Annotated in this window: 21 protein-coding genes and 1 tRNA gene; 7 read left to right on the top strand and 15 right to left on the bottom strand. The window is 59.4% G+C overall.

Annotated elements, in window-relative coordinates; translation table 11 throughout:
* Positions 1–535 (top strand): RHS repeat-associated core domain-containing protein (locus CAF77_RS27585; protein ID WP_305883654.1); only part of this gene is annotated, 535 nt, incomplete at its 5' end.
* On the top strand, positions 528–908 hold the full coding sequence (locus tag CAF77_RS27580; protein ID WP_064378732.1) for a hypothetical protein: 381 nt from the start codon (positions 528–530) through the stop codon (positions 906–908). The genes CAF77_RS27585 and CAF77_RS27580, both read left to right, overlap by 8 nt.
* Positions 909–987: 79 nt before the next feature.
* Here CAF77_RS27580 and CAF77_RS29415 read toward each other — a convergent pair whose 3' ends face one another.
* The 4 genes from CAF77_RS29415 to CAF77_RS27565 all read right to left on the bottom strand — a co-directional run bounded on the left by CAF77_RS29415 (position 988) and on the right by CAF77_RS27565 (position 2,706).
* A complete protein-coding gene (locus tag CAF77_RS29415; RefSeq protein WP_007952178.1) occupies positions 988–1,152 on the bottom strand; it encodes a hypothetical protein in 165 nt (54 codons plus the stop codon).
* A gap of 123 nt (positions 1,153–1,275) precedes the next feature.
* Positions 1,276–1,704: a glycine zipper domain-containing protein gene (locus CAF77_RS27575; protein ID WP_011333228.1), complete on the bottom strand. Its 429-nt coding sequence runs from the start codon at positions 1,702–1,704 to the stop codon at positions 1,276–1,278.
* Between the two features lie 137 nt (positions 1,705–1,841).
* Positions 1,842–2,210 carry a hypothetical protein gene (locus CAF77_RS27570; RefSeq protein WP_011333227.1) on the bottom strand — a complete coding sequence of 123 codons (369 nt, stop codon included), beginning with the start codon at positions 2,208–2,210 and terminating at the stop codon, positions 1,842–1,844.
* Positions 2,211–2,517: 307 nt separating this feature from the next.
* Positions 2,518–2,706: a hypothetical protein gene (locus CAF77_RS27565; RefSeq protein WP_041475182.1), complete on the bottom strand. Its 189-nt coding sequence runs from the start codon at positions 2,704–2,706 to the stop codon at positions 2,518–2,520.
* 242 nt (positions 2,707–2,948) lie between these two features.
* On the opposite strand from CAF77_RS27565, the gene CAF77_RS27560 reads away from it, so the two are divergent.
* A complete protein-coding gene (locus CAF77_RS27560; RefSeq protein WP_011333226.1) occupies positions 2,949–3,227 on the top strand; it encodes a hypothetical protein in 279 nt (92 codons plus the stop codon).
* Positions 3,228–3,269: 42 nt separating this feature from the next.
* Here CAF77_RS27560 and CAF77_RS27555 read toward each other — a convergent pair whose 3' ends face one another.
* Both CAF77_RS27555 and CAF77_RS27550 read right to left on the bottom strand, forming a co-directional pair.
* Positions 3,270–3,590: a YbjQ family protein gene (locus CAF77_RS27555; RefSeq protein ID WP_007959944.1), complete on the bottom strand. Its 321-nt coding sequence runs from the start codon at positions 3,588–3,590 to the stop codon at positions 3,270–3,272.
* A gap of 152 nt (positions 3,591–3,742) precedes the next feature.
* Positions 3,743–3,832, bottom strand: a tRNA-Ser gene (locus CAF77_RS27550).
* Between the two features lie 307 nt (positions 3,833–4,139).
* Here CAF77_RS27550 and CAF77_RS27545 point away from each other — a divergent pair.
* From CAF77_RS27545 to CAF77_RS27535, 3 genes are all read left to right on the top strand, one after another.
* Positions 4,140–4,829, top strand: a complete 690-nt coding sequence (locus tag CAF77_RS27545; protein ID WP_011333225.1) for a crotonase/enoyl-CoA hydratase family protein — start codon at positions 4,140–4,142, stop codon at positions 4,827–4,829.
* Positions 4,830–5,045: 216 nt separating this feature from the next.
* Complete coding sequence (locus tag CAF77_RS27540; RefSeq protein ID WP_064384027.1) at positions 5,046–5,768, top strand: 1-acylglycerol-3-phosphate O-acyltransferase; 723 nt, start codon at positions 5,046–5,048, stop codon at positions 5,766–5,768.
* A gap of 135 nt (positions 5,769–5,903) precedes the next feature.
* Positions 5,904–6,875 carry a magnesium and cobalt transport protein CorA gene (locus CAF77_RS27535; RefSeq protein ID WP_085655738.1) on the top strand — a complete coding sequence of 324 codons (972 nt, stop codon included), beginning with the start codon at positions 5,904–5,906 and terminating at the stop codon, positions 6,873–6,875.
* 41 nt (positions 6,876–6,916) lie between these two features.
* Here the strand turns inward: CAF77_RS27535 and CAF77_RS27530 are convergent, their stop codons facing one another.
* The 3 genes from CAF77_RS27530 to CAF77_RS27520 all read right to left on the bottom strand — a co-directional run bounded on the left by CAF77_RS27530 (position 6,917) and on the right by CAF77_RS27520 (position 11,102).
* Positions 6,917–7,639, bottom strand: coding sequence for an amidotransferase (locus CAF77_RS27530; protein ID WP_085655737.1), 723 nt, complete (start codon positions 7,637–7,639; stop codon positions 6,917–6,919).
* Positions 7,640–7,734: 95 nt separating this feature from the next.
* The gene (locus CAF77_RS27525; RefSeq protein ID WP_085655736.1) at positions 7,735–9,879 is read right to left on the bottom strand and encodes a 3-hydroxyacyl-CoA dehydrogenase NAD-binding domain-containing protein; all 2,145 of its coding nucleotides are present in this window, start codon (positions 9,877–9,879) and stop codon (positions 7,735–7,737) included.
* Between the two features lie 17 nt (positions 9,880–9,896).
* The gene (locus tag CAF77_RS27520) at positions 9,897–11,102 is read right to left on the bottom strand and encodes an acetyl-CoA C-acetyltransferase (RefSeq protein ID WP_085655735.1); all 1,206 of its coding nucleotides are present in this window, start codon (positions 11,100–11,102) and stop codon (positions 9,897–9,899) included.
* Positions 11,103–11,685: 583 nt separating this feature from the next.
* Here CAF77_RS27520 and CAF77_RS27515 point away from each other — a divergent pair.
* Positions 11,686–12,507, top strand: coding sequence for a cytochrome c (locus tag CAF77_RS27515; protein WP_085655734.1), 822 nt, complete (start codon positions 11,686–11,688; stop codon positions 12,505–12,507).
* Positions 12,508–12,651: 144 nt separating this feature from the next.
* Here the strand turns inward: CAF77_RS27515 and CAF77_RS27510 are convergent, their stop codons facing one another.
* The 6 genes from CAF77_RS27510 to speE form a co-directional block, all read right to left on the bottom strand.
* Complete coding sequence (locus tag CAF77_RS27510; protein WP_007959971.1) at positions 12,652–13,461, bottom strand: transglutaminase family protein; 810 nt, start codon at positions 13,459–13,461, stop codon at positions 12,652–12,654.
* Complete coding sequence (locus CAF77_RS27505) at positions 13,458–14,408, bottom strand: alpha-E domain-containing protein (RefSeq protein ID WP_007959974.1); 951 nt, start codon at positions 14,406–14,408, stop codon at positions 13,458–13,460. The genes CAF77_RS27510 and CAF77_RS27505 overlap by 4 nt, the downstream gene beginning before the upstream one ends.
* A gap of 12 nt (positions 14,409–14,420) precedes the next feature.
* Positions 14,421–15,830 (bottom strand): circularly permuted type 2 ATP-grasp protein, encoded by a 1,410-nt coding sequence (locus CAF77_RS27500; RefSeq protein ID WP_085655733.1) that lies wholly within the window; start codon positions 15,828–15,830, stop codon positions 14,421–14,423.
* Between the two features lie 477 nt (positions 15,831–16,307).
* Entirely contained in the window at positions 16,308–16,655 is a 348-nt protein-coding gene (locus CAF77_RS27490; protein WP_007959978.1) for a ribonuclease E inhibitor RraB, read from the bottom strand.
* Between the two features lie 210 nt (positions 16,656–16,865).
* Entirely contained in the window at positions 16,866–17,099 is a 234-nt protein-coding gene (locus tag CAF77_RS27485) for a hypothetical protein (protein WP_007959980.1), read from the bottom strand.
* A 156-nt stretch (positions 17,100–17,255) separates the two neighbouring features.
* Entirely contained in the window at positions 17,256–18,131 is an 876-nt protein-coding gene (gene speE / locus CAF77_RS27480; protein ID WP_085655732.1) for a polyamine aminopropyltransferase, read from the bottom strand.
* Positions 18,132–18,150 lie beyond the last annotated feature (19 nt).

Raw genomic sequence — 18,150 nt, 5'->3', positions numbered from 1 at the left:
ACGGTACCTGACGCCGGATCCGGTGAAGTTGGCGGGTGGGGTGAATCAGTACCGGTACGTGCCGAATCCGACGGGGTGGGTGGATCCGTTGGGGTTGACATCCAATTGTCCGCCGCCGAACAAGCCAGGATGTCCGGTTCCGGATGGGGTGAGCGGTTCGGTTGTTGACGAAGGTGAACCGCTGACCCCAAAGCCCAAATCTCGACCGGGAAATTTTGGTAGTGATGAAAAACTCGCCGCGCATTTTGAAAAGCATGGCGCCGAATTCAAGGCGATGACCAACGAAGAGTACTTGCTCATCGCACGAGGAGTAGTGAATCAAGGCACGCGTGTGGAGTACTTATACAAAGGAGAGATGCGAGCAGGATATATCCAACTAATGGGGAATAACCGGAAAGGTGAAGCGAAATTTGCTTTCGTGGGCACCAACACAAATGATGAAATTACGACTCTACACACCAAAAGTGGAAAAGAATTTTGGCGGACAATCAATGGTAATGCACAAGATAAAACAGTGAGACCTGCTCATGACTAAGACACACAAAGCTTTGGTCGTCGAAATAGATCCGTTTGTAGAAGACGCTATTTTGCTGGTTGTTGAGGGCGTTGAGGTCAGATGCTTCGTAAGCCACAGCCCTTCGAAAATTGAGGTCGGAAAAACTTACGAGGCTGAGTTCGAAATGGTGCTGTCTGATGACGAGTTTGTGTCAGCCACACAATGCGAAGAAATGCAGATCAAGATGCTCGGTAGTGGATTCCACTGTGAAGTTTATGGCTATCTGGATGGCGAGGTTTTCCGGTCGTTTGTTGATTTTATGGATCAGGATATCCACTACGAATACCCACATCTGAATGGGCAGTTCGTCAAAATTAACGCGGACAGGATTGATGTCTCGTTTGTTCGATAGCGAATGGCTGGGTTAGACCACTGCTCAAGCCCTTAGCGCTCTAAATAGAATTTCCAATATTCAACGAAACAAGTGTCCATCACTCATCATCATCAAAATCCTCATACTCAAGCTCTTCCTCACCCTCCAAAAGCGGAACCGTCGCATCATCCATCAATGACCCCGGATCTTCATTCCCCGGATCATTGATAAACGGCAATCCGCTCGGGCCTTTTTCTTCCTTGCCTTCGGTTTCGGGAGTCATGGCGCACCTCGTCAGTCGCATTCGTATACGACGTTCGAAAAGTATGGTCGCCAATCGTTCCTGCGCATGACGCACAGGCACAAAAAACCCGGCATAAAGCCGGGTTTCCGTAGAACCGATCACTCAACGATGACGATTCTTGTGTTTGTACTTGTGCTTATGACCACCGCCGGAGTGCGACTTGCCGCCATCGTCACCCAGGTTGTTGCCGACCGCACCACCCGCTGCGCCACCCAACCCTGCGCCAATGGTCGAACCGGTGGAGCCGCCGAGGCTGTTGCCGACCACTGAACCGCCTGCGGCGCCGAGGCCACCGCCAATGGCGGCTTCCGTGCGATTGCGTTTGTTCGCTCCGACGGCACTACCGGCCGCACCGCCAACGCCGGCACCCACCGCAGCACCGGTGCTGCCGCCGAGCTGGCCGCCGACCACATTGCCCAGTACACCGCCCAGCCCACCACCGACAGCCGCGGAACCATCGCCGGCAGCCATGGCGCCTTGAGCCACGAGCAGTCCTATAACCAACGCAGTTGCAGTTAAAGTCGAGCGCATACAGACCTCACAGGTCCCGGATCGGGACGGTTCGCCCGCGGAGTGGGCTATGTGGCATTGGAGGCGAATTCGGGTAAAACGTTCAGCAACGAAAAGGCCCGGCATAAAGTCGGGCCTTTTCAGACATGCATTCGCAATCAGTGACGCTTGTGCCCCTTGGACAAGTTGCTGCCCACTGCGCCGCCAGCAGCGCCGCCCAGGCCGGCACCGATAGTCGCGCCGTTCTTGCCACCCAGGCTGTTGCCGATGATCGAACCACCCGCCGCACCGACACCACCGCCAATAGCCGCCTTTGTGCGGGCCCCCTTCTTCGCTGCCAACGCACCGCCAGCTGCGCCGGCCAGGCCAGCGCCAATGGCCGCGCCGTTGCTGCCGCCCATTTTTTGGCCAACCACGTTACCCAGCGCGCCGCCCAGACCGCCACCCAGTGCGGCGGTACCGTCGCCAGCCATTGCACCTTGAGCAACCAGAAGCCCCAGAACCAGAGCAGGCAGAGTTAAACGCATGACGAGAACCTCAACAGAAGGAATAAAAAAGGGCGCAGATTGAATGCTGTTGCCGCGGCAATGTCCAGCGTTGCAGCGCACTTGGCGCCGATTGGACAGCGATTATGGAAAAGGTTTTATGGCAGGCAAAAAAAAGCCCGCTGGGGAGACGGGCTGGAGACTTGCTTTCTAACGGATGGCTTCACCCTACTCAGGCGGGTGTGAAAAGTTTGTGAAAGAAACCAGACGAATTTGCAATTTCTGTAGGGCATTTCTCGAAAAAGAAACAAAAAACCCCGCTCAATGGCGGGGCTGTGTGGCATCCGGATTACTTCCTGGAACGTGCCGTCACCTTGGGCAGAAATTTTGCTTTAGGCCCCTTGGGTGTTGTCGACTTGATCTTGCCGGTCTGCACCGGATCCTCACCGAATCCGGCCTGATACTCCGTCTGGCCGCAGCGCACGCAATTGTTGAATGAAAACTCAGCCCCGTCGTCTTCGATGTACGGATCAGTCATCTCTTCACCCCTTTTCAAAAGCGGGCCGACACCGGCAAACCCTTTTGCCTGAAAAAATATCGACCTCCAAGGCTTTTGAGACTAGCCGGTCATTCCTGGACTTGTGATTCAGATCACCCAAAGCCCGACGAATGGCCTACGGAAATTAAACACAATGACGAACCGTTGGTCTCACGCGCCTAAAGATTCCCGGCAACTGGCCGCTGCCCTTTTTCCTACGCAATCAATCTCAAGGAGAGAACATGGAAATTAAAGGATTCCCGACACTGCCCGTTGTAAAGCTCACGGATGAACAGATCGCCGCCGGCAAAGCCGGAGCAGAGAAATTCAAGGAAAAAGTCGCTTCGGGCGAAATCGTCATCAAGCAACCGACTGGACCGAGCCCGTTGCAGCCTGGTGTCATCTACCACCCGGACCCGGCCCAACCAGCTCAGCCGGGCGATACCCCGCCTCTCGTCGCGATCGATACACCACTGACCTACGATTCGAAAGGCACTGTCCTGCTCAAACCACAGGGCTGATTGTCAGCAAAGAGCCCATTCCCTTGAATGGGCTCACAAGCCTCAGCGCAACTTGACCGCCGTACCGGTCGCAAACACCACCACCATGCCGCCCTTTCCCGCTGGCATGCTGATCTCGAAATCCACCCCGACCACCGCATCCGCCTGCAAGGCCCGCGCACGCTCCTTGATTTCGTCAGTCGCCTGAACACGCGCCTCCTTCAACGCCCGCTCCAGCGTCTGCGAACGCCCACCGAAAAAGTCCCGCATGCCGGCGAACATATCGCGAATCACATTCACGCCCTGCACCGACTCGGCACTGACGATATCCAGATACGCCGTAATCTGCCGGCCTTCGATGGAATGGGTGGTGGAAATGATCATGGAGGTCGTCCTTTTACTTGCCGGATAAAGCCACGATTGTAATGCCCTGGCAAAGAGAAGCCGAAGCGATCTCTGCGACCAAAAAACCGGGCACCAGAATGCACAAAACCCCTGGCTTCTTTCGAAACCAGGGGTTTTGTTTACATCGAATTTGGCGGTGAAGGAGAGATTCGAACTCTCGATACAGTTTCCTGTATACACACTTTCCAGGCGTGCTCCTTAAGCCACTCGGACACTTCACCGTATCTCTTCAGACATGTTCTGTCTGTCGAGGCGCGCTAATGTAGTCGAAAGCTTTTCTGATGGCAAACTTTTTTTCAGAATTTTCATGCGGTTAAGCGAAAAAGCCGCGACCGCCATCGAGAGTCCATGGTGATTCGGCCAATCTCGGGTGGGCGCGGCCCTTCTTTATAGGTGCGCAGGCGTCAGACGCGGGGCGCGTTGCAGCGCATCGGGCGGTAAACGGTGACTGGCGGGTCAGTCACAGTGCTTTACCTGACCGGCGACGGTGGGTAACGTCTGCCCATCTTTCTTACAAGGAATTGCGCCATGAGCGACCTGATTGCCTACCACCTCGAAGACGGTATCGCGACCCTGACCCTGAGCAACGGCAAGGTCAACGCCATTTCCCCGGACGTGATCGCGGCCTTCAACGCGGCGCTGGATCAGGCGGTGGCGGATCGTGCCATTGTGATCATCACCGGTCAGCCGGGCATTCTGTCTGGCGGCTATGACCTGAAAGTGATGACTGCTGGCCCTAAAGAGGCCGTGTCGCTGGTGACCGCCGGCTCGACCCTGGCCCGTCGCCTGTTGTCGCACCCGTTCCCGGTAATCGTTGCTTGCCCGGGGCATGCCGTGGCCAAAGGCGCATTCATTCTGCTGTCCGCCGATTACCGGATCGGCGTCGACGGCCCGTTCAGCATCGGTCTGAACGAAGTGCAGATCGGCATGACCATGCACCACGCCGGCATCGAGCTGGCTCGTGATCGTCTGCGTCGCTCGGCCTTCCATCGCTCGGTGATCAACGGGGAGATGTTTGATCCGCAAAGCGCAGTGGATGCCGGTTTTCTCGACAAGGTGGTCGCGGCAGAAGAACTGCAAGGCGCTGCCCTCGCCGCCGCGCGTCAGTTGAAGAAGATCAACATGACCGCGCACAAGAACACCAAGCTGAAAGTGCGCAAGGCGCTGCTGGAAACCCTGGACAACGCAATCATCCAAGATCAGGAACACTTGGGCTGACACCCGGCTCATACCGATTCAGAAAAGCCCGACCGTCGTGTCGGGCTTTTTCTTGCACGCCCCGTTGAAAACTCCGCAGCAGCTCTAGGACGCCTCTGACCAACAAGTCGGAAACATGCGCTTAAACATCGCCCATCTCCGGACTCTATAGCGGCAATTGCCGAAAACAGTGCACATCCGTACACTGCGCCACCTTTTGTCCCGATGGGCCTGAAAATGCTGTTTGTGTTTCGTATGTTATTGATGGGCCTGCACTTTATTCTGGCGGGAATCCTCGGGGTGATCCTCGGGCTGTGCCGCCCGTTCAATCCGGACAACAGTCGCCTGTGTGCCCGTCTCTATGCACTGCCGGCCATGTGCATTTTGCGTCTGCGGGTGAAGGCCGATGTTGGCGCGCTAATGAACAAACCCGACAGCTGCGTGATCATCGCCAACCATCAGTCCAACTACGACCTGTTCGTGTTCGGTAACGTGGTGCCGCATCGTACCGTGTGCATCGGCAAGAAAAGCCTGAAGTGGGTACCGCTGTTCGGGCAACTGTTCTGGCTGGCGGGCAATGTGTTGATCGATCGTGGGAACGCGCACAAGGCGCGCCAGTCGATGCTGACCACCACCGACACCTTGCAGCACAAAGACACCTCGATCTGGGTCTTTCCGGAAGGCACCCGCAACCTGGGTGAAGAACTGCTGCCGTTCAAGAAAGGCGCGTTCCAGATGGCCATCGCCGCCGGAGTGCCGATCGTTCCGGTGTGTGTCAGCAGCTACATCAAGCACATGCGTCTGAATCGCTGGCACAGCGGGAAAATTCTCATTCGCTCGCTGCCGGCGATTCCTACCGCCGGCATGACCATGGACGACATGCCCACGCTCATCAACCAGTGCCGCGAACAGATGCGCGAATGCATCGATGCGATGGACCGGCAGCTGCAAGCCGCGTGAATAAAGAAGCCCGCCCAGTGCGGGTTTTCTTTTGTCCGTTGAACTGTGCAGATTTCACTGACTCTCAAGCAGCGACACGGCTAAGCTGAAGCCATGCCTCCCCTGCCATCTGCCAAGTAGAAGTGAATCACCACCATGGGTCGAGTTGTTGCTGCTGCGGTTTACAGCGCCGGTAAGAAAGTCACCAATATTACCCTCGACGAAGGCGCGGCCTGGGCCGCCAAGACTGGCCACTTCGTCTGGATCGGCCTCGAAGAGCCGAATGCCCAGGAACTGGCCAACCTGCAACGCCAGTTCAATCTGCACGAACTGGCCATCGAAGACGCCCTGGAAAAACACAGCCGGCCGAAGCTCGAAACCTTTGGCGACGCGCTGTTCATCGTCACCTACTCGCCGGTGCGCGAACACGGAATTCTGCAGTTCATCGAAACCCATATCTTCGCCGGCAAGGGCTACATCATCACTGCCCGCAATGGCCATTCGGCGTCCTACGCCCATGTCCGCCAGCGCTGTGAGGCGCGGCCGCTGTTGCTGGAACACGGGGAAGATTTCGTACTGTATGCGCTGCTGGATTTCGTGATCGAAAACTATCAGCCGGTGGGCGAAGCGATCCATGCCGAGATTGATGAGCTGGAGCGCAATGTGCTGTGCAGCGCACTGAATGAACACGACATCCAAAAGCTGCACGGCCTGCGTCGCGACGTACTGCGTCTGCGCCGCTACGCCGCTCCCATGGTGGAAATCAGCGAAGAACTGCAGAAGCTGAGCTTCCCCTTCATCGACAAGAACATGCGTCCGTACTTTCGCGACGTGCAGATCCATGTGAACCGGCAGATGGAAGACCTGACTACGCTGGCCGACATCGCCAGCCAGACCATCGAAATTGGCGTGCTGCTGGAGGCGTCACGCCAGAGCGTGGTGCAGCGCAAGTTTGCAGCGTGGGCGGCGATTCTGGCATTCCCGACGGCGGTGGCGGGGATCTACGGGATGAATTTCCAGAACATGCCGGAGTTGAGCTGGCACTACGGCTATTTCGGCGTACTGGGCTTTATCACGGTCGGCTGCGTGAGCCTGTGGGCGAGCTTCAAGAAATCCGGTTGGCTGTAAGTAAAAAAACGCCCCGGTGCAAGGCACGAGGGCGTTCGGACTCAAGCGGCGGTCGGCTTGTGCGCCACGAAGCGCATCATCCACTCCGCCACCGTGGTGCCGTGGTGCTGATGCTCCAGGCTGGCCACGCCCTTGCTGTACACCTGCTCGCCCAGCGCTTCCTGACGCAGATCCAACAGCGCCCGCGAATAGTCGTGGATGAATTCCGGATGCCCCTGGAAGCACAGCACCTGATCGTTGATGTGGTACGCGGCGAACGGGCAGAAATCGCTCGATGCAATCACCGTGGCATTCTCCGGCAGCGCCGTGACCTGATCCTGGTGGCTGATCAACAGCGTCAACTCTTCACGCACCGGGCTCATCCACGGCGCCTTGGCGGCCAGTTTGTAATTGTGAATGCCGACTCCCCAACCCTGCGTAGCTCGCTCGCTTTTGCCGCCCAGCAGCAGTGCCAATAGCTGATGGCCGAAGCACACGCCGAGCAGTTTGTCGCCGCGCTCATAGCGGGTCAGCAGGTATTGCTTGAGGGTCTGGATCCACGGGTCGGTGCCGAACGAATCGGCCTTGCTGCCAGTGACCAGGTACGCATCGAAAGTCAGGTCATCACTCGGATAATCGCCCTGCATCACGTTGTACACCGTGAACTCGGCGGCGATCGGCTGTTGCGAGAACAGGTGCTGGAACATCTGCCCGTAACCCTGATATTGATCGACCAGTTCCGGACGCAGGATGTCGGTTTCCAGAATGCAGATGCGTAGCGACATAAAAAATACCTGACACGTGATGGGAATAATGCACAGCCCAGAGCCTGCCTTGAAACCACCCGGCAAGGCAAGCCCCGAAATGCGTCCCCAGCCCGTTAGAACAATTCGCCCCTCGCAGCCTTCTCAAGCAGCAACGCTGGCGGTACGAAACGCTCGCCGTACTGCTCCGCCAGATACTGCGCCCGCGCGACAAAGTCCTTCACGCCATATTGATTGATGAACTGCAACGCGCCGCCCGTCCATGCCGCGAAGCCGATGCCGAAGATCGAGCCGACGTTGGCGTCCGCCGTCGACGTCAGCACGCCCTCCTCCACACAGCGCACGGTCTCGATGGCCTGCACGAACAGCAGTCGATCACGCACATCCTTGGGCGAAATCTGCCCGTCGGCTTTCTCGAAACGGGTTTTCAGCTCGGGCCACAGATGTTTCTGACCACCCGCCGGGTACTCATAAAAACCGCCTCCCGCTGCCTTGCCCGGCCGCTTGTATTCGTTGAGCAGCAAGTCAATCACGGCGAACGCCGGGTGCTCAATCAGCGGTTTCCCTTCTGCTTGAAGGTCTTTGGCCGTTTGCTGACGGATATGGCTCATCAGGCTGAGGGAAACTTCGTCAGAGATCGCCAGCGGCCCGACAGGCATGCCGGCCTTACGCGCTTCGGTCTCGATCATCGGCGCACTGACGCCCTCACCCAGCATGGCAATGCCTTCGTTGGTGAAAGTGCCGAATACCCGCGAAGTGAAGAAGCCACGACTGTCGTTGACCACAATCGGGGTTTTCTTGATTTGCAGTACGAAATCGAACCCACGGGCAAGCGTTTCGTCGCTGGTTTGCGCGCCTTTGATGATTTCCACCAACGGCATCTTCTCCACCGGGCTGAAGAAGTGCAGGCCGATGAACTTGCTTTGATCCGGTACTGCAGTCGCCAAGCCAGTGATTGGCAAGGTCGAGGTGTTGGAAGCAATCACAGCGTCGGCGCCGACCACCTGTTGCGCTGCCGCCGAGACCTTGGCCTTGAGCTGACGATCCTCGAACACCGCCTCGATGATCAGATCGCAACCTGCCAGATCGGCGTCGCTTTCGGTCGGATGGATGCGCGCCAGCACCGCTTCACGCTGCTGCGCAGTCATCTGCCCGCGAGCGACTTTCTTGTCCAGCAATGCCGCCGAATGGGCTTTGCCCTTTTCCGCAGCCGCGAGGTTGATGTCTTTGAGCACCACGTCGATCCCGGCCGATGCGCTGACATAGGCGATCCCGGCGCCCATCATGCCCGCGCCGAGCACGCCCACGCGCTTCGTCGCATAAGGCGCAAAACCCTGCGGCCGCGACCCGCCGGCATTGATTTCATTGAGCTGGAACCAGAAGGTGCCGATCAGGTTTTTCGAGATCTGGCCGGTGGTCAGTTCGGTAAAGTAGCGGGTTTCGATCAGGTGCGCCGTGTCGAAATCCACCTGCGCGCCTTCCACCGCCGCGCACAGAATCTTCTCCGGTGCCGGCAACGTGCCTTGGGTTTTGGTGCGCAGGATCGACGGCGCAATCGCCAGCATCTGCGCAACTTTCGGATTGGATGGCGTGCCGCCGGGAATCTGATAACCCTTCACATCCCAACGCTGCACGGCCGCAGGATTGGCCAGGATCCAGGCCCGGGCCTTGGCCAGCAGCTCATCGCGATCCGCCGCCAGTTCATCGATCAAACCTGCCTGCAACGCCTGCTGCGGACGGACTTTCTTGCCTTCAAGCAGATACGGCAAAGCCTTTTCGATGCCAAGCATGCGCACCATCCGCACCACACCACCGCCGCCCGGCAACAGGCCGAGGGTCACTTCCGGTAAACCGAGTTGCACCGACGCATCGTCCAGCGCCACGCGGTGGTGGCAGGCCAGGCAGATTTCCCAGCCGCCGCCGAGCGCCGCGCCGTTGATCGCCGCGACCACCGGTTTGCCGAGGGTTTCCAGAGTGCGCAACTGACCCTTGAGGGTCAGCACCATGTCGTAGAAAGCCTTGGCTTCGGGCTTGCCGACCTTAATCAATTCATTCAGGTCGCCGCCGGCGAAGAAGGTTTTCTTGGCCGAGGTGATGATCACCCCGGCGATCTCATCTTTTTCCGCCTGCAAATGGGCGACGCTTTCGGCCATGGCCTCGCGGTACACCGCGTTCATGGTGTTGGCGCTCTGGCCCGGCATGTCGATGGTCAGGAGGACGATGCCGTCCTGGCCTTTTTCGTAACGAATGGCTTGGGTCATGACAGGATTCCTTGAGGTCAGAGGCGTTCGATGATGGTGGCGATGCCCATGCCACCGCCGACGCACAGCGTCGCCAGGCCGTAGCGCAGGCGCCGGGCTTCCAGTTCATCGAGCAAGGTGCCGAGGATCGCGCAACCGGTGGCCCCCAGCGGATGGCCCATGGCGATCGAGCCGCCATTGACGTTGACCTTGTCCGGATCGACGGCCATGTCCTTGATGAATTTCAGCACCACCGAGGCGAAGGCCTCGTTGACCTCGAACAGGTCGATGTCCTCCACCCGCAGCCCGGCCTTGGCCAGTGCCTTGCGGGTGGCCGGCGCCGGGCCGGTGAGCATGATGGTCGGGTCGGTGCTGGTGACCGCCGTGGCGACGATCCGCGCCCGGGGTTGCAGGCCCAACGCACGCCCCTTGGCTTCGGAGCCGATCAGCATCAGCGCCGCGCCATCGACGATCCCCGAGCTGTTGCCCGGCGTGTGCACATGATTGATCCGCTCGACATGGCTGTAGACTCGCAGTGCCGTGGCGTCGAAGCCCATCTGGCCGATCATTTCGAAACTCGGCTTGAGTTTGCCCAGACCTTCGAGGGTCGACTCGGCGCGAATGAACTCATCGTGATCAAGCAGGATGATGCCGTTCTGGTCCTGCACCGGCACCAACGACTTGTTGAACGATCCGTCGGCCCGGGCGCGCGCCGCTTTCTGTTGCGAGTGCAGCGCGTAGGCATCGACGTCCTGACGGCTGAAGCCTTCAAGGGTGGCGATCAGGTCGGCGCCGACGCCTTGTGGCGTGAAGTGGCTGTGCAGGTTGGTCTGCGGGTCGAGCGCCCAGGCGCCACCGTCGCTACCCATCGGCACGCGAGACATGGATTCGACGCCGCCGACCACCACCAGCTCTTCAAACCCGGAGCGCACTTTCATCGCCCCCAGGTTCACCGCTTCCAGTCCCGAGGCGCAGAAGCGGTTGATCTGCACGCCCGCGACGCTGACATCCCAATCGGCCACCTGCACCGCGGTCTTGGCGATGTCCGAGCCCTGATCGCCAATCGGCGTGACGCAACCGAGCACCACGTCATCGACCTGGCTGGTGTCCAGCGCCGTGCGCGCTTGCAAAGCGGTCAGCAGCCCTGCCACCAGGTTCACCGGTTTGACGCTGTGCAGCGAACCGTCGGCCTTGCCCTTGCCACGGGGCGTGCGTAACGCGTCGAAAATCAAAGCTTGGGTCATGACGTCCTCGAACCTGTGCGGTGAGTGAAATTCGTGCTGCCACTGTTGTCTTCACCCGTCATGGATTCAATGACCACAGCGCTCAATGACGTTGACGCGCACGCTCAGACGGACGGTCATCCGTGGCTTGATTAACCGGTTCAGGTGCGCGAGCTGTCTAGCAAACGGGCGGCAAAGAAGCTGGCAATGGGCCTCATGCCTTTTTAATCGCGACAGGTAGCAAATACATACGAAATGGATCTAAGCGAAGCGTGACGCGGGCCCTAAGGTGAAGATGTACGTTGTTGTCGTCGGGTTTTGCCGAGGCAGACGTTCTTCAACAGGAAGTGCAGCGCTTGCCATCATGGATATGCAGGCAGGCATCAGGAAATAACAAAAAAGGCGGTCAAGCCATGTTCAAACAACCGAAAGTACGTCAAGCAGGGCTCATTCTTTTCGCCACGACGCTGTTGTTGATTCTGCCGAACCTGACCAAGGTCATCGGCTGATTCAAGTGTCAGGTATTGTGTATCGCCACTGAAAATGCGACTGGCCCGCTACCCGGGCCAGCGTGGCTGTGCCAATCTTTGCGCACTTCCACGACATGGACGGCGATCACTTGAAAACGCTCATTCTATTTGGGGCCGCGCTGCTGAGCATGCCCCTTTCTGCCGCGCAGCTGAACCTGGAGCTGGGTGCAAACACCCGCACCTGGCAGACCGAGGAGTTGCTCAAGCATCCTCAGGTACAAACCCTCACGATCAAGAATGATGTGTCCTACAAGAAGGACATGACTTATCGCGCCGTGCCGATGGCCGCGCTGCTGACCGGCATCAAACCGGAGGATCACCTGCAAGCCGTAGCGCTGGACGGTTTCGCCGCAGAGCTTTCCGCCGCGCCGCTACTTGAGAGCAAAGGTTCCCGCGCCTGGCTGGCCATCGAAGATCCGGCGCAGCCCTGGCCGCCGCTGTCGGAAGGCAAGCACAGCGCCGGGCCGTTCTATCTGGTGTGGACTGATCCGCAGGCCGGCAACATCAGCCCGGAACAATGGCCGTTCGAAGTGGCGAGCATCAAGCGCATGGCACCGGTGGCCGAGCGCTTCCCTGCCTTGTTGCCGGATCTTGCGTTGAAGGCCGATGACCCGGTGAATCAGGGCTTTGCCCTGTTCCAGAAGAACTGCCTGGCCTGCCATCGCCTGAATGGCGCAGGCGATGCGCAATTCGGGCCGGACCTGAATATTCCGTACAACCCGACCGAATACTTCGGCGCGGACTTCCTCAAGCGCTACATCCGCGACCCACAGAGTCTGCGCCAGTGGCCGCAGGCGAAGATGCCGGGGTTTTCCGCCGAGGTGTTGCCGGATGCGGATCTGCAGAAACTGATCGGGTATTTGCAGCACATGGCCGGGCGCAAGGTTAAGCCTTGATGACTTGAGTCTTGCAGTGCGCTCACTGGCCTCTTCGCGGGCAAGCCCGCTCCCACAGGTTATGCGTTGGATTTGAATCAGCGGCATTTCTGTGGGAGCTGCGGTGCGACGACTCGACTTGCCAGCGATGCGGTATCCCGGATCTTACTGCTGCTGCACCGAGATGATTGGCGCTGGTGTCGGCGACACCAGCACTTTCGCGTGCATCTGCTCTGACCCGCCGCCCCGGCGCATGCCGCGCACCGGGCAGGCGTCGAGGTAATCCAGCCCCACCGCCAGTTTCAGGTGCCGCTCCGGCCGCGCCAGTTCATTGGTCACGTCAAAGCTGTACCAGGCGTCATCGATCCAGGCTTCGGCCCAGGCGTGACTGGCCAGATGCTCGCAATCCTCGCTGTACAGATAACCCGACACATAACGTGACGGCACACCAAGGCTGCGTGCGCAGGCCAGGAACGCGTGGGCGTGGTCCTGGCAAACACCCGCCCGCCCGGCAAACGCCTCGGCAGCGCTGGTATCGACTTCGGTGGCGCCCGGCTTGTAGGTCATGTGCTGGTTCAGCCCATGCATCAGGTCGATCAGTGCATTGCGGTCCCGTCGCTGCTTGCAGGATTTCTCGGCAAACGCCCGCAACGCCTCGTCAGCCTCGGTCAGCCGGGTGAAACGCAGGAACGGCAGCGCCGACTGACTCTCGTGCTCGGCTTCGCGCAACTCGTCGATATCGACCTGCCCCCGGGCGCCGATGATGATCGCTTCGTGAGGCTCGTCCATGGTCAGGACGTGCAGAATGTTGCCGAACGGATCGAGCTGGGCTCGTACCGGGCGTGGCAGGTCGAGCTGCCAGCTCAGCACGTGCTGACGCTCGCTGTCGTGGGGTGTCAGGCGCAGGTACTGGATGCTCGCGCGCACCTGATCTTCGTAGTGATAGGTGGTCTCGTGGCTGATGGAAAGTCTCATGCGGCCTCCAGGTAGGAACTGTGAATGGCGTTGCCCAGCTGGCGCACCAGCGGGATGAACTCGGTGAGCCAGGCGTGCAGCCCTTCCTCGAGAATTTCTTGAATGCCGGTGTAGCGCAGACGCGCATCCATTTCCGCCGCCAGCCTTTGTGCGGGACGACCGTTGGCCCCCGGCAACTGCGCCAGAATTTGGTCGATCTCTTCGGTGCAGGCCCGCAGCGAACGCGGCACGTCGGCGCGCAACAGCAACAGCTCGGCCACATGCCGGGCGCCCGGCGCATCGCGATAGATTTCGGTGTAGGCCTCGAACGATGACAGCGCCCGCAACAAGGCGCTCCACTGGTAATAGGCGTGAGCGGTGCCGTCGCTGACTGCTTCGGCCTGATCGCCGGCCATTTCGTAACGCGCATCGAGCAGGCGCAAGGTGTTGTCCGCCCGCTCGATGAAGGTCCCCAGGCGAATGAAACGAAACGCGTCGTTGCGCATGATGGTGCCGTAGGATGCCCCACGGAACAGGTGCGAACGCTCCTTGATCCACTCGCAGAAGCGGCTCATGCCATAGCGGCTGAGGCCCTGATTGGCGATCCCGCGAATCTCCAGCCAGGTGGCGTTGATGTTCTCCCACATGTCGGCGGTGATCCGGCCACGCACCGCATGGGCGCTGGCGCGCGCCGCGCCGAGGCAGCTATAGATGCTCGCCGGATTGGCCGCGTCGAGGGCGAAGAAGTGCAGCAAGCGCTCGGCATGCAGCTCGCCGTGGCGTTCCAGGTAATCGTCCAGCGTGCCGGTGATCAGCAGCGGCATCGCCAGTTCGTGCAGACCGTCGCCACGGCCGTCCTGCGGCATCAGCGACAGCGAATAACTGACGTCGAGCATCCGTGCGAGGTTTTCCGCCCGCTCCAGGTAGCGCGACATCCAGTACAGATCCGAGGCAGTTCTACTTAACATGGCAGGCTTCCTTCAATCCTCGACCACCCAGGTGTCCTTGGTTCCGCCGCCCTGGGATGAATTCACCACCAGAGAGCCTTCACGCAGGGCGACACGGGTCAAACCGCCGGGCACGACCCGGGTTTCACGGCCGGACAATACGAACGGGCGCAGGTCGATGTGACGCGGCGCAATGCCGTTTTCGACAAAGGTCGGACAAGTCGACAGCGACAGCGTCGGTTGCGCGATGTACGCGTGGGGCTTGGCCTTGATCCGCTCACGGAACGCATCGATTTCCGCGGTGGTCGCCGCCGGCCCCACGAGCATCCCGTAACCGCCGGAGCCCTGGGTTTCCTTGACCACCAGATCCGGAAGATTGGCCAGCACGTGGGAAAGTTCAGACGGGTTGCGGCATTGCCAGGTCGGCACGTTCTTCAGGATCGGTTCTTCGTCGAGGTAGAAACGGATCATTTCGGTAACGAACGGATACACCGATTTGTCGTCCGCCACGCCGGTGCCGATGGCATTGGCGAGCACCACGTTGCCGGAGCGATACGACGACAGCAGCCCCGGCACGCCGAGCATCGAATCCGGGCGGAAGGCCAGCGGATCGAGGAACGCGTCGTCGAGCCGGCGGTAGATCACGTCCACCGCTTTCGGGCCGTCGGTGGTGCGCATAAAGACCTTGTCGTCGCGCACAAACAGGTCCGCGCCCTCCACCAGCTCCACGCCCATTTCCCGGGCGAGAAATGCATGCTCGAAAAACGCGCTGTTGAACCGACCCGGCGTCAGCACCACGACACTCGGGTTGTCGATCGGGCTTGAGCTTTTCAGGGTGTCGAGCAGCAAGTTCGGGTAATGGTCGATGGGAGCGATGCGCTGGGCCGCGAACAGTTCGGGGAACAGTCGCATCATCATCTTGCGGTCTTCGAGCATGTAGCTCACGCCGCTTGGCGTGCGCAGGTTGTCCTCGAGCACGTAATACGTGCCGTCGCCGTCGCGCACCAGATCGACGCCGGAGATGTGCGAATAGATATCGCGGTGCAGATCCAGCCCCTGCATCGCCAACTGATATTGCTCGTTGGCCAGCACCTGTTCGGCGGGAATGATCCCGGCCTTGATGATGCGTTGCTCGTGGTAAAGGTCGGCGAGGAACATGTTCAACGCCTTGACCCGCTGGATGCAGCCGCGCTCGACGATCCGCCATTCACTGGCCGGAATGCTGCGCGGAATGGTGTCGAAGGGAATCAGACGCTCTGTCCCCTGCTCGTCCCCGTAGAGCGTGAAGGTGATCCCGGCGCGATGGAACAGCAGATCGGCCTCGCGTCGCCGCTGGGCCAGCAGCTCGTCAGGCGTTTCGGCCAGCCAGCGGGCAAACTCCCGGTAATGCGGGCGGATCTGGCCGCCGGCATCGTACATTTCATCAAAATAGGTGCGGATCATGCCGTACTCCTTGTCACTCCGGACATACAGGCCTTCGCAAGGCCCGTGCCATCGGCATAAACGCTTTGATTTCAATCGGTTGGATAATCACGCCACACGCACCGCACCATTCCTGTGCGGCAAATGCCCCAACCTGATCGCCCCCGCTTCATTGCGACGCAGTCCCGTCGCCTATCACCAGCATAGTCAGAGTTGATTTCACTGCCCGCCGGCGGCTGCGGATAATCCGCGCATCCGCTGCAAAAACGTCGCTGACGAAGCACGCAGCCTCACTGTTCCGGCTTGCCCTGGCAGCCCTCCCGGCCTTAACCCTGACCGGTTTCCTCTCCTTGCGGTCTTCCCTTTTAGCCACCATTTCAGGTGGCTTTTTTTTGCGCCGGTTTCTTGTTTCAGGGTTTTGCCATGCGCTTTCGGGGCCGTAGAAACGACAACGGCCGACCCGAAGGTCAGCCGTTGCTCGACGTGTTGCGAGAGTGATCAGTTCAAACGGTGCCGGTTGCGGATCTCCTGTTTCACGCCCCAGCCTTCGATGATGCCGCCCAAGGGCTCGACCACCGCCGAAAAGCCCTGCTCGAAATCGCCAATGTCGTCGTAGGTTGCGTACATCACCTTGCTCAATTCCAGAGACCAGGCGCCGTCGTCGCGCGCGCTGACCTGGGCATTGATGGATTCACCGCGAAATTTGCCTGCCGCCCTGCGTGCCCGCTCCTCGTCCGGGAAAATGGCGTAGAACTCGATGGGATGGAATCGGGAAAAATCAAAACCGCCTTCTTTCATGCGGCGCAGCACGCTGCTGCTGATGTCTTCTTGATAGGCTGTGCTCATGAATCGTCCCCCTCGCATAGATGGATAGACTTTCCGTATTCCCTGCACTGGCCCACAGGGCCCGGGTGCTTACGGCAACCGCGTTGCCGGCGGGAAACAAGCATGTAGCTGACAAGACCAGACCTTAGCGATCCGTTCGCTGATCTCGCTTGCAGAGTAGCCCCAAGATAGAGCCGCTGCCAAGGCCTGGTACATGAAGAAAATGAAGATTCAGATTGGGGTGATGCTGCGGATTTCGATGCTGTTCTGGGTTTTCAGGCTTTTTACGCCGGCATCGGCGGTGCGCCCTTCCAGATCGTTCAGGTCAAGCTCGGCGGCGACTGGCAGCAATCGTTCCTTGATGAGGCGAGCTGCCCGTTCATGACTGGGGCATTCCTCGCACTCGAAGACTTCGTCGATCGTTTCACCATGATCGTCCACGAAAGTGACTTTCCACTTTGACATCGGAGCCTCCTCGATCAAACCCGCAAATGGGCTTACACCTATCTCGACTTTTAACAGGATTGATCGTTCAAAAGGTTTACACCGATGCAACATGAATAAAGCCGAGGCCAGCGTGTTTTCGCACACCGGCCTCGGCTTTTTCTGACCCGTGATCGATCAGTCGTTGCTTGGCTTGTTCACTGCCTGCAGCACGTACTGCGGCAAGGCGAAGGCGCCGATATGGATTTCCGGGTTGTAGTAGCGGGTGACGATGCCGCTGCCGATGAAGCGCTGTTGCAGAACTTCACGGCTCAGCTTGCGGTAGGCCGGGTTGGTAGAGCCCCAGGCAAAGGTCATCGAACCGCCGATGTAGGTTGGGACGGCTGCCTGATAGAAGTGCCAGTCCGGGAAGAGGCTGCGCATGCGGCCGGCGGTGGTTTTCACTTCTTCGATCTGCATGAACGGCGTGCCGTTCTGGGTCACGAGGATGCCGCCCTCGTTCAGGCAGCGGTGGCAGGCCTGGTAGAAGTTTTCCGAGAACAGCACTTCGCCCGGACCGATCGGGTCGGTGGAGTCGGAAATGATCACGTCGAATTTTTCAGTGGTGGTGGCGACGAAACGCATGCCGTCGTCGATCACCAGGTTCAGGCGTGGATCGTCGTACGCACCGCTGGAGTGGTTCGGCAGAAACTCTTTGCACATGTCGACCACGGTGCCGTCGATCTCGACCATGGTGATGTGCTCGACGCTGGCATGTTTGGTCACTTCGCGCAGCATGCCGCCGTCGCCGCCGCCGATGATCAGCACGCGCTTGGCGGTGCCGTGGGCGAGGATCGGCACGTGGGTGAGCATTTCGTGGTAGATGAATTCGTCGGCTTCGGTGGTCTGGATCACGCCGTCCAGCGCCATCACCCGGCCCATGCGCGGGTTCTGGAAAATCACCAGGTGCTGGTGTTCGGTGCGCACTTCGTGCAGCAGTTTTTCCATGCGAAAACGCTGGCCGTAGCCTTCGTAGAGGGTTTCCAGGTATTCGCTGGTCTTGGTGACGGTCATGGTGAAGTGCTCCGATGAA

It is taken from the genome of Pseudomonas sp. R15(2017), assembly GCF_002112685.1.
In the GTDB taxonomy this organism is placed as follows: domain Bacteria; phylum Pseudomonadota; class Gammaproteobacteria; order Pseudomonadales; family Pseudomonadaceae; genus Aquipseudomonas; species Aquipseudomonas glycinae.
Note: the sequence above shows the minus strand (reverse complement) of the source record. Positions and strands in the feature narration are given on the sequence as shown.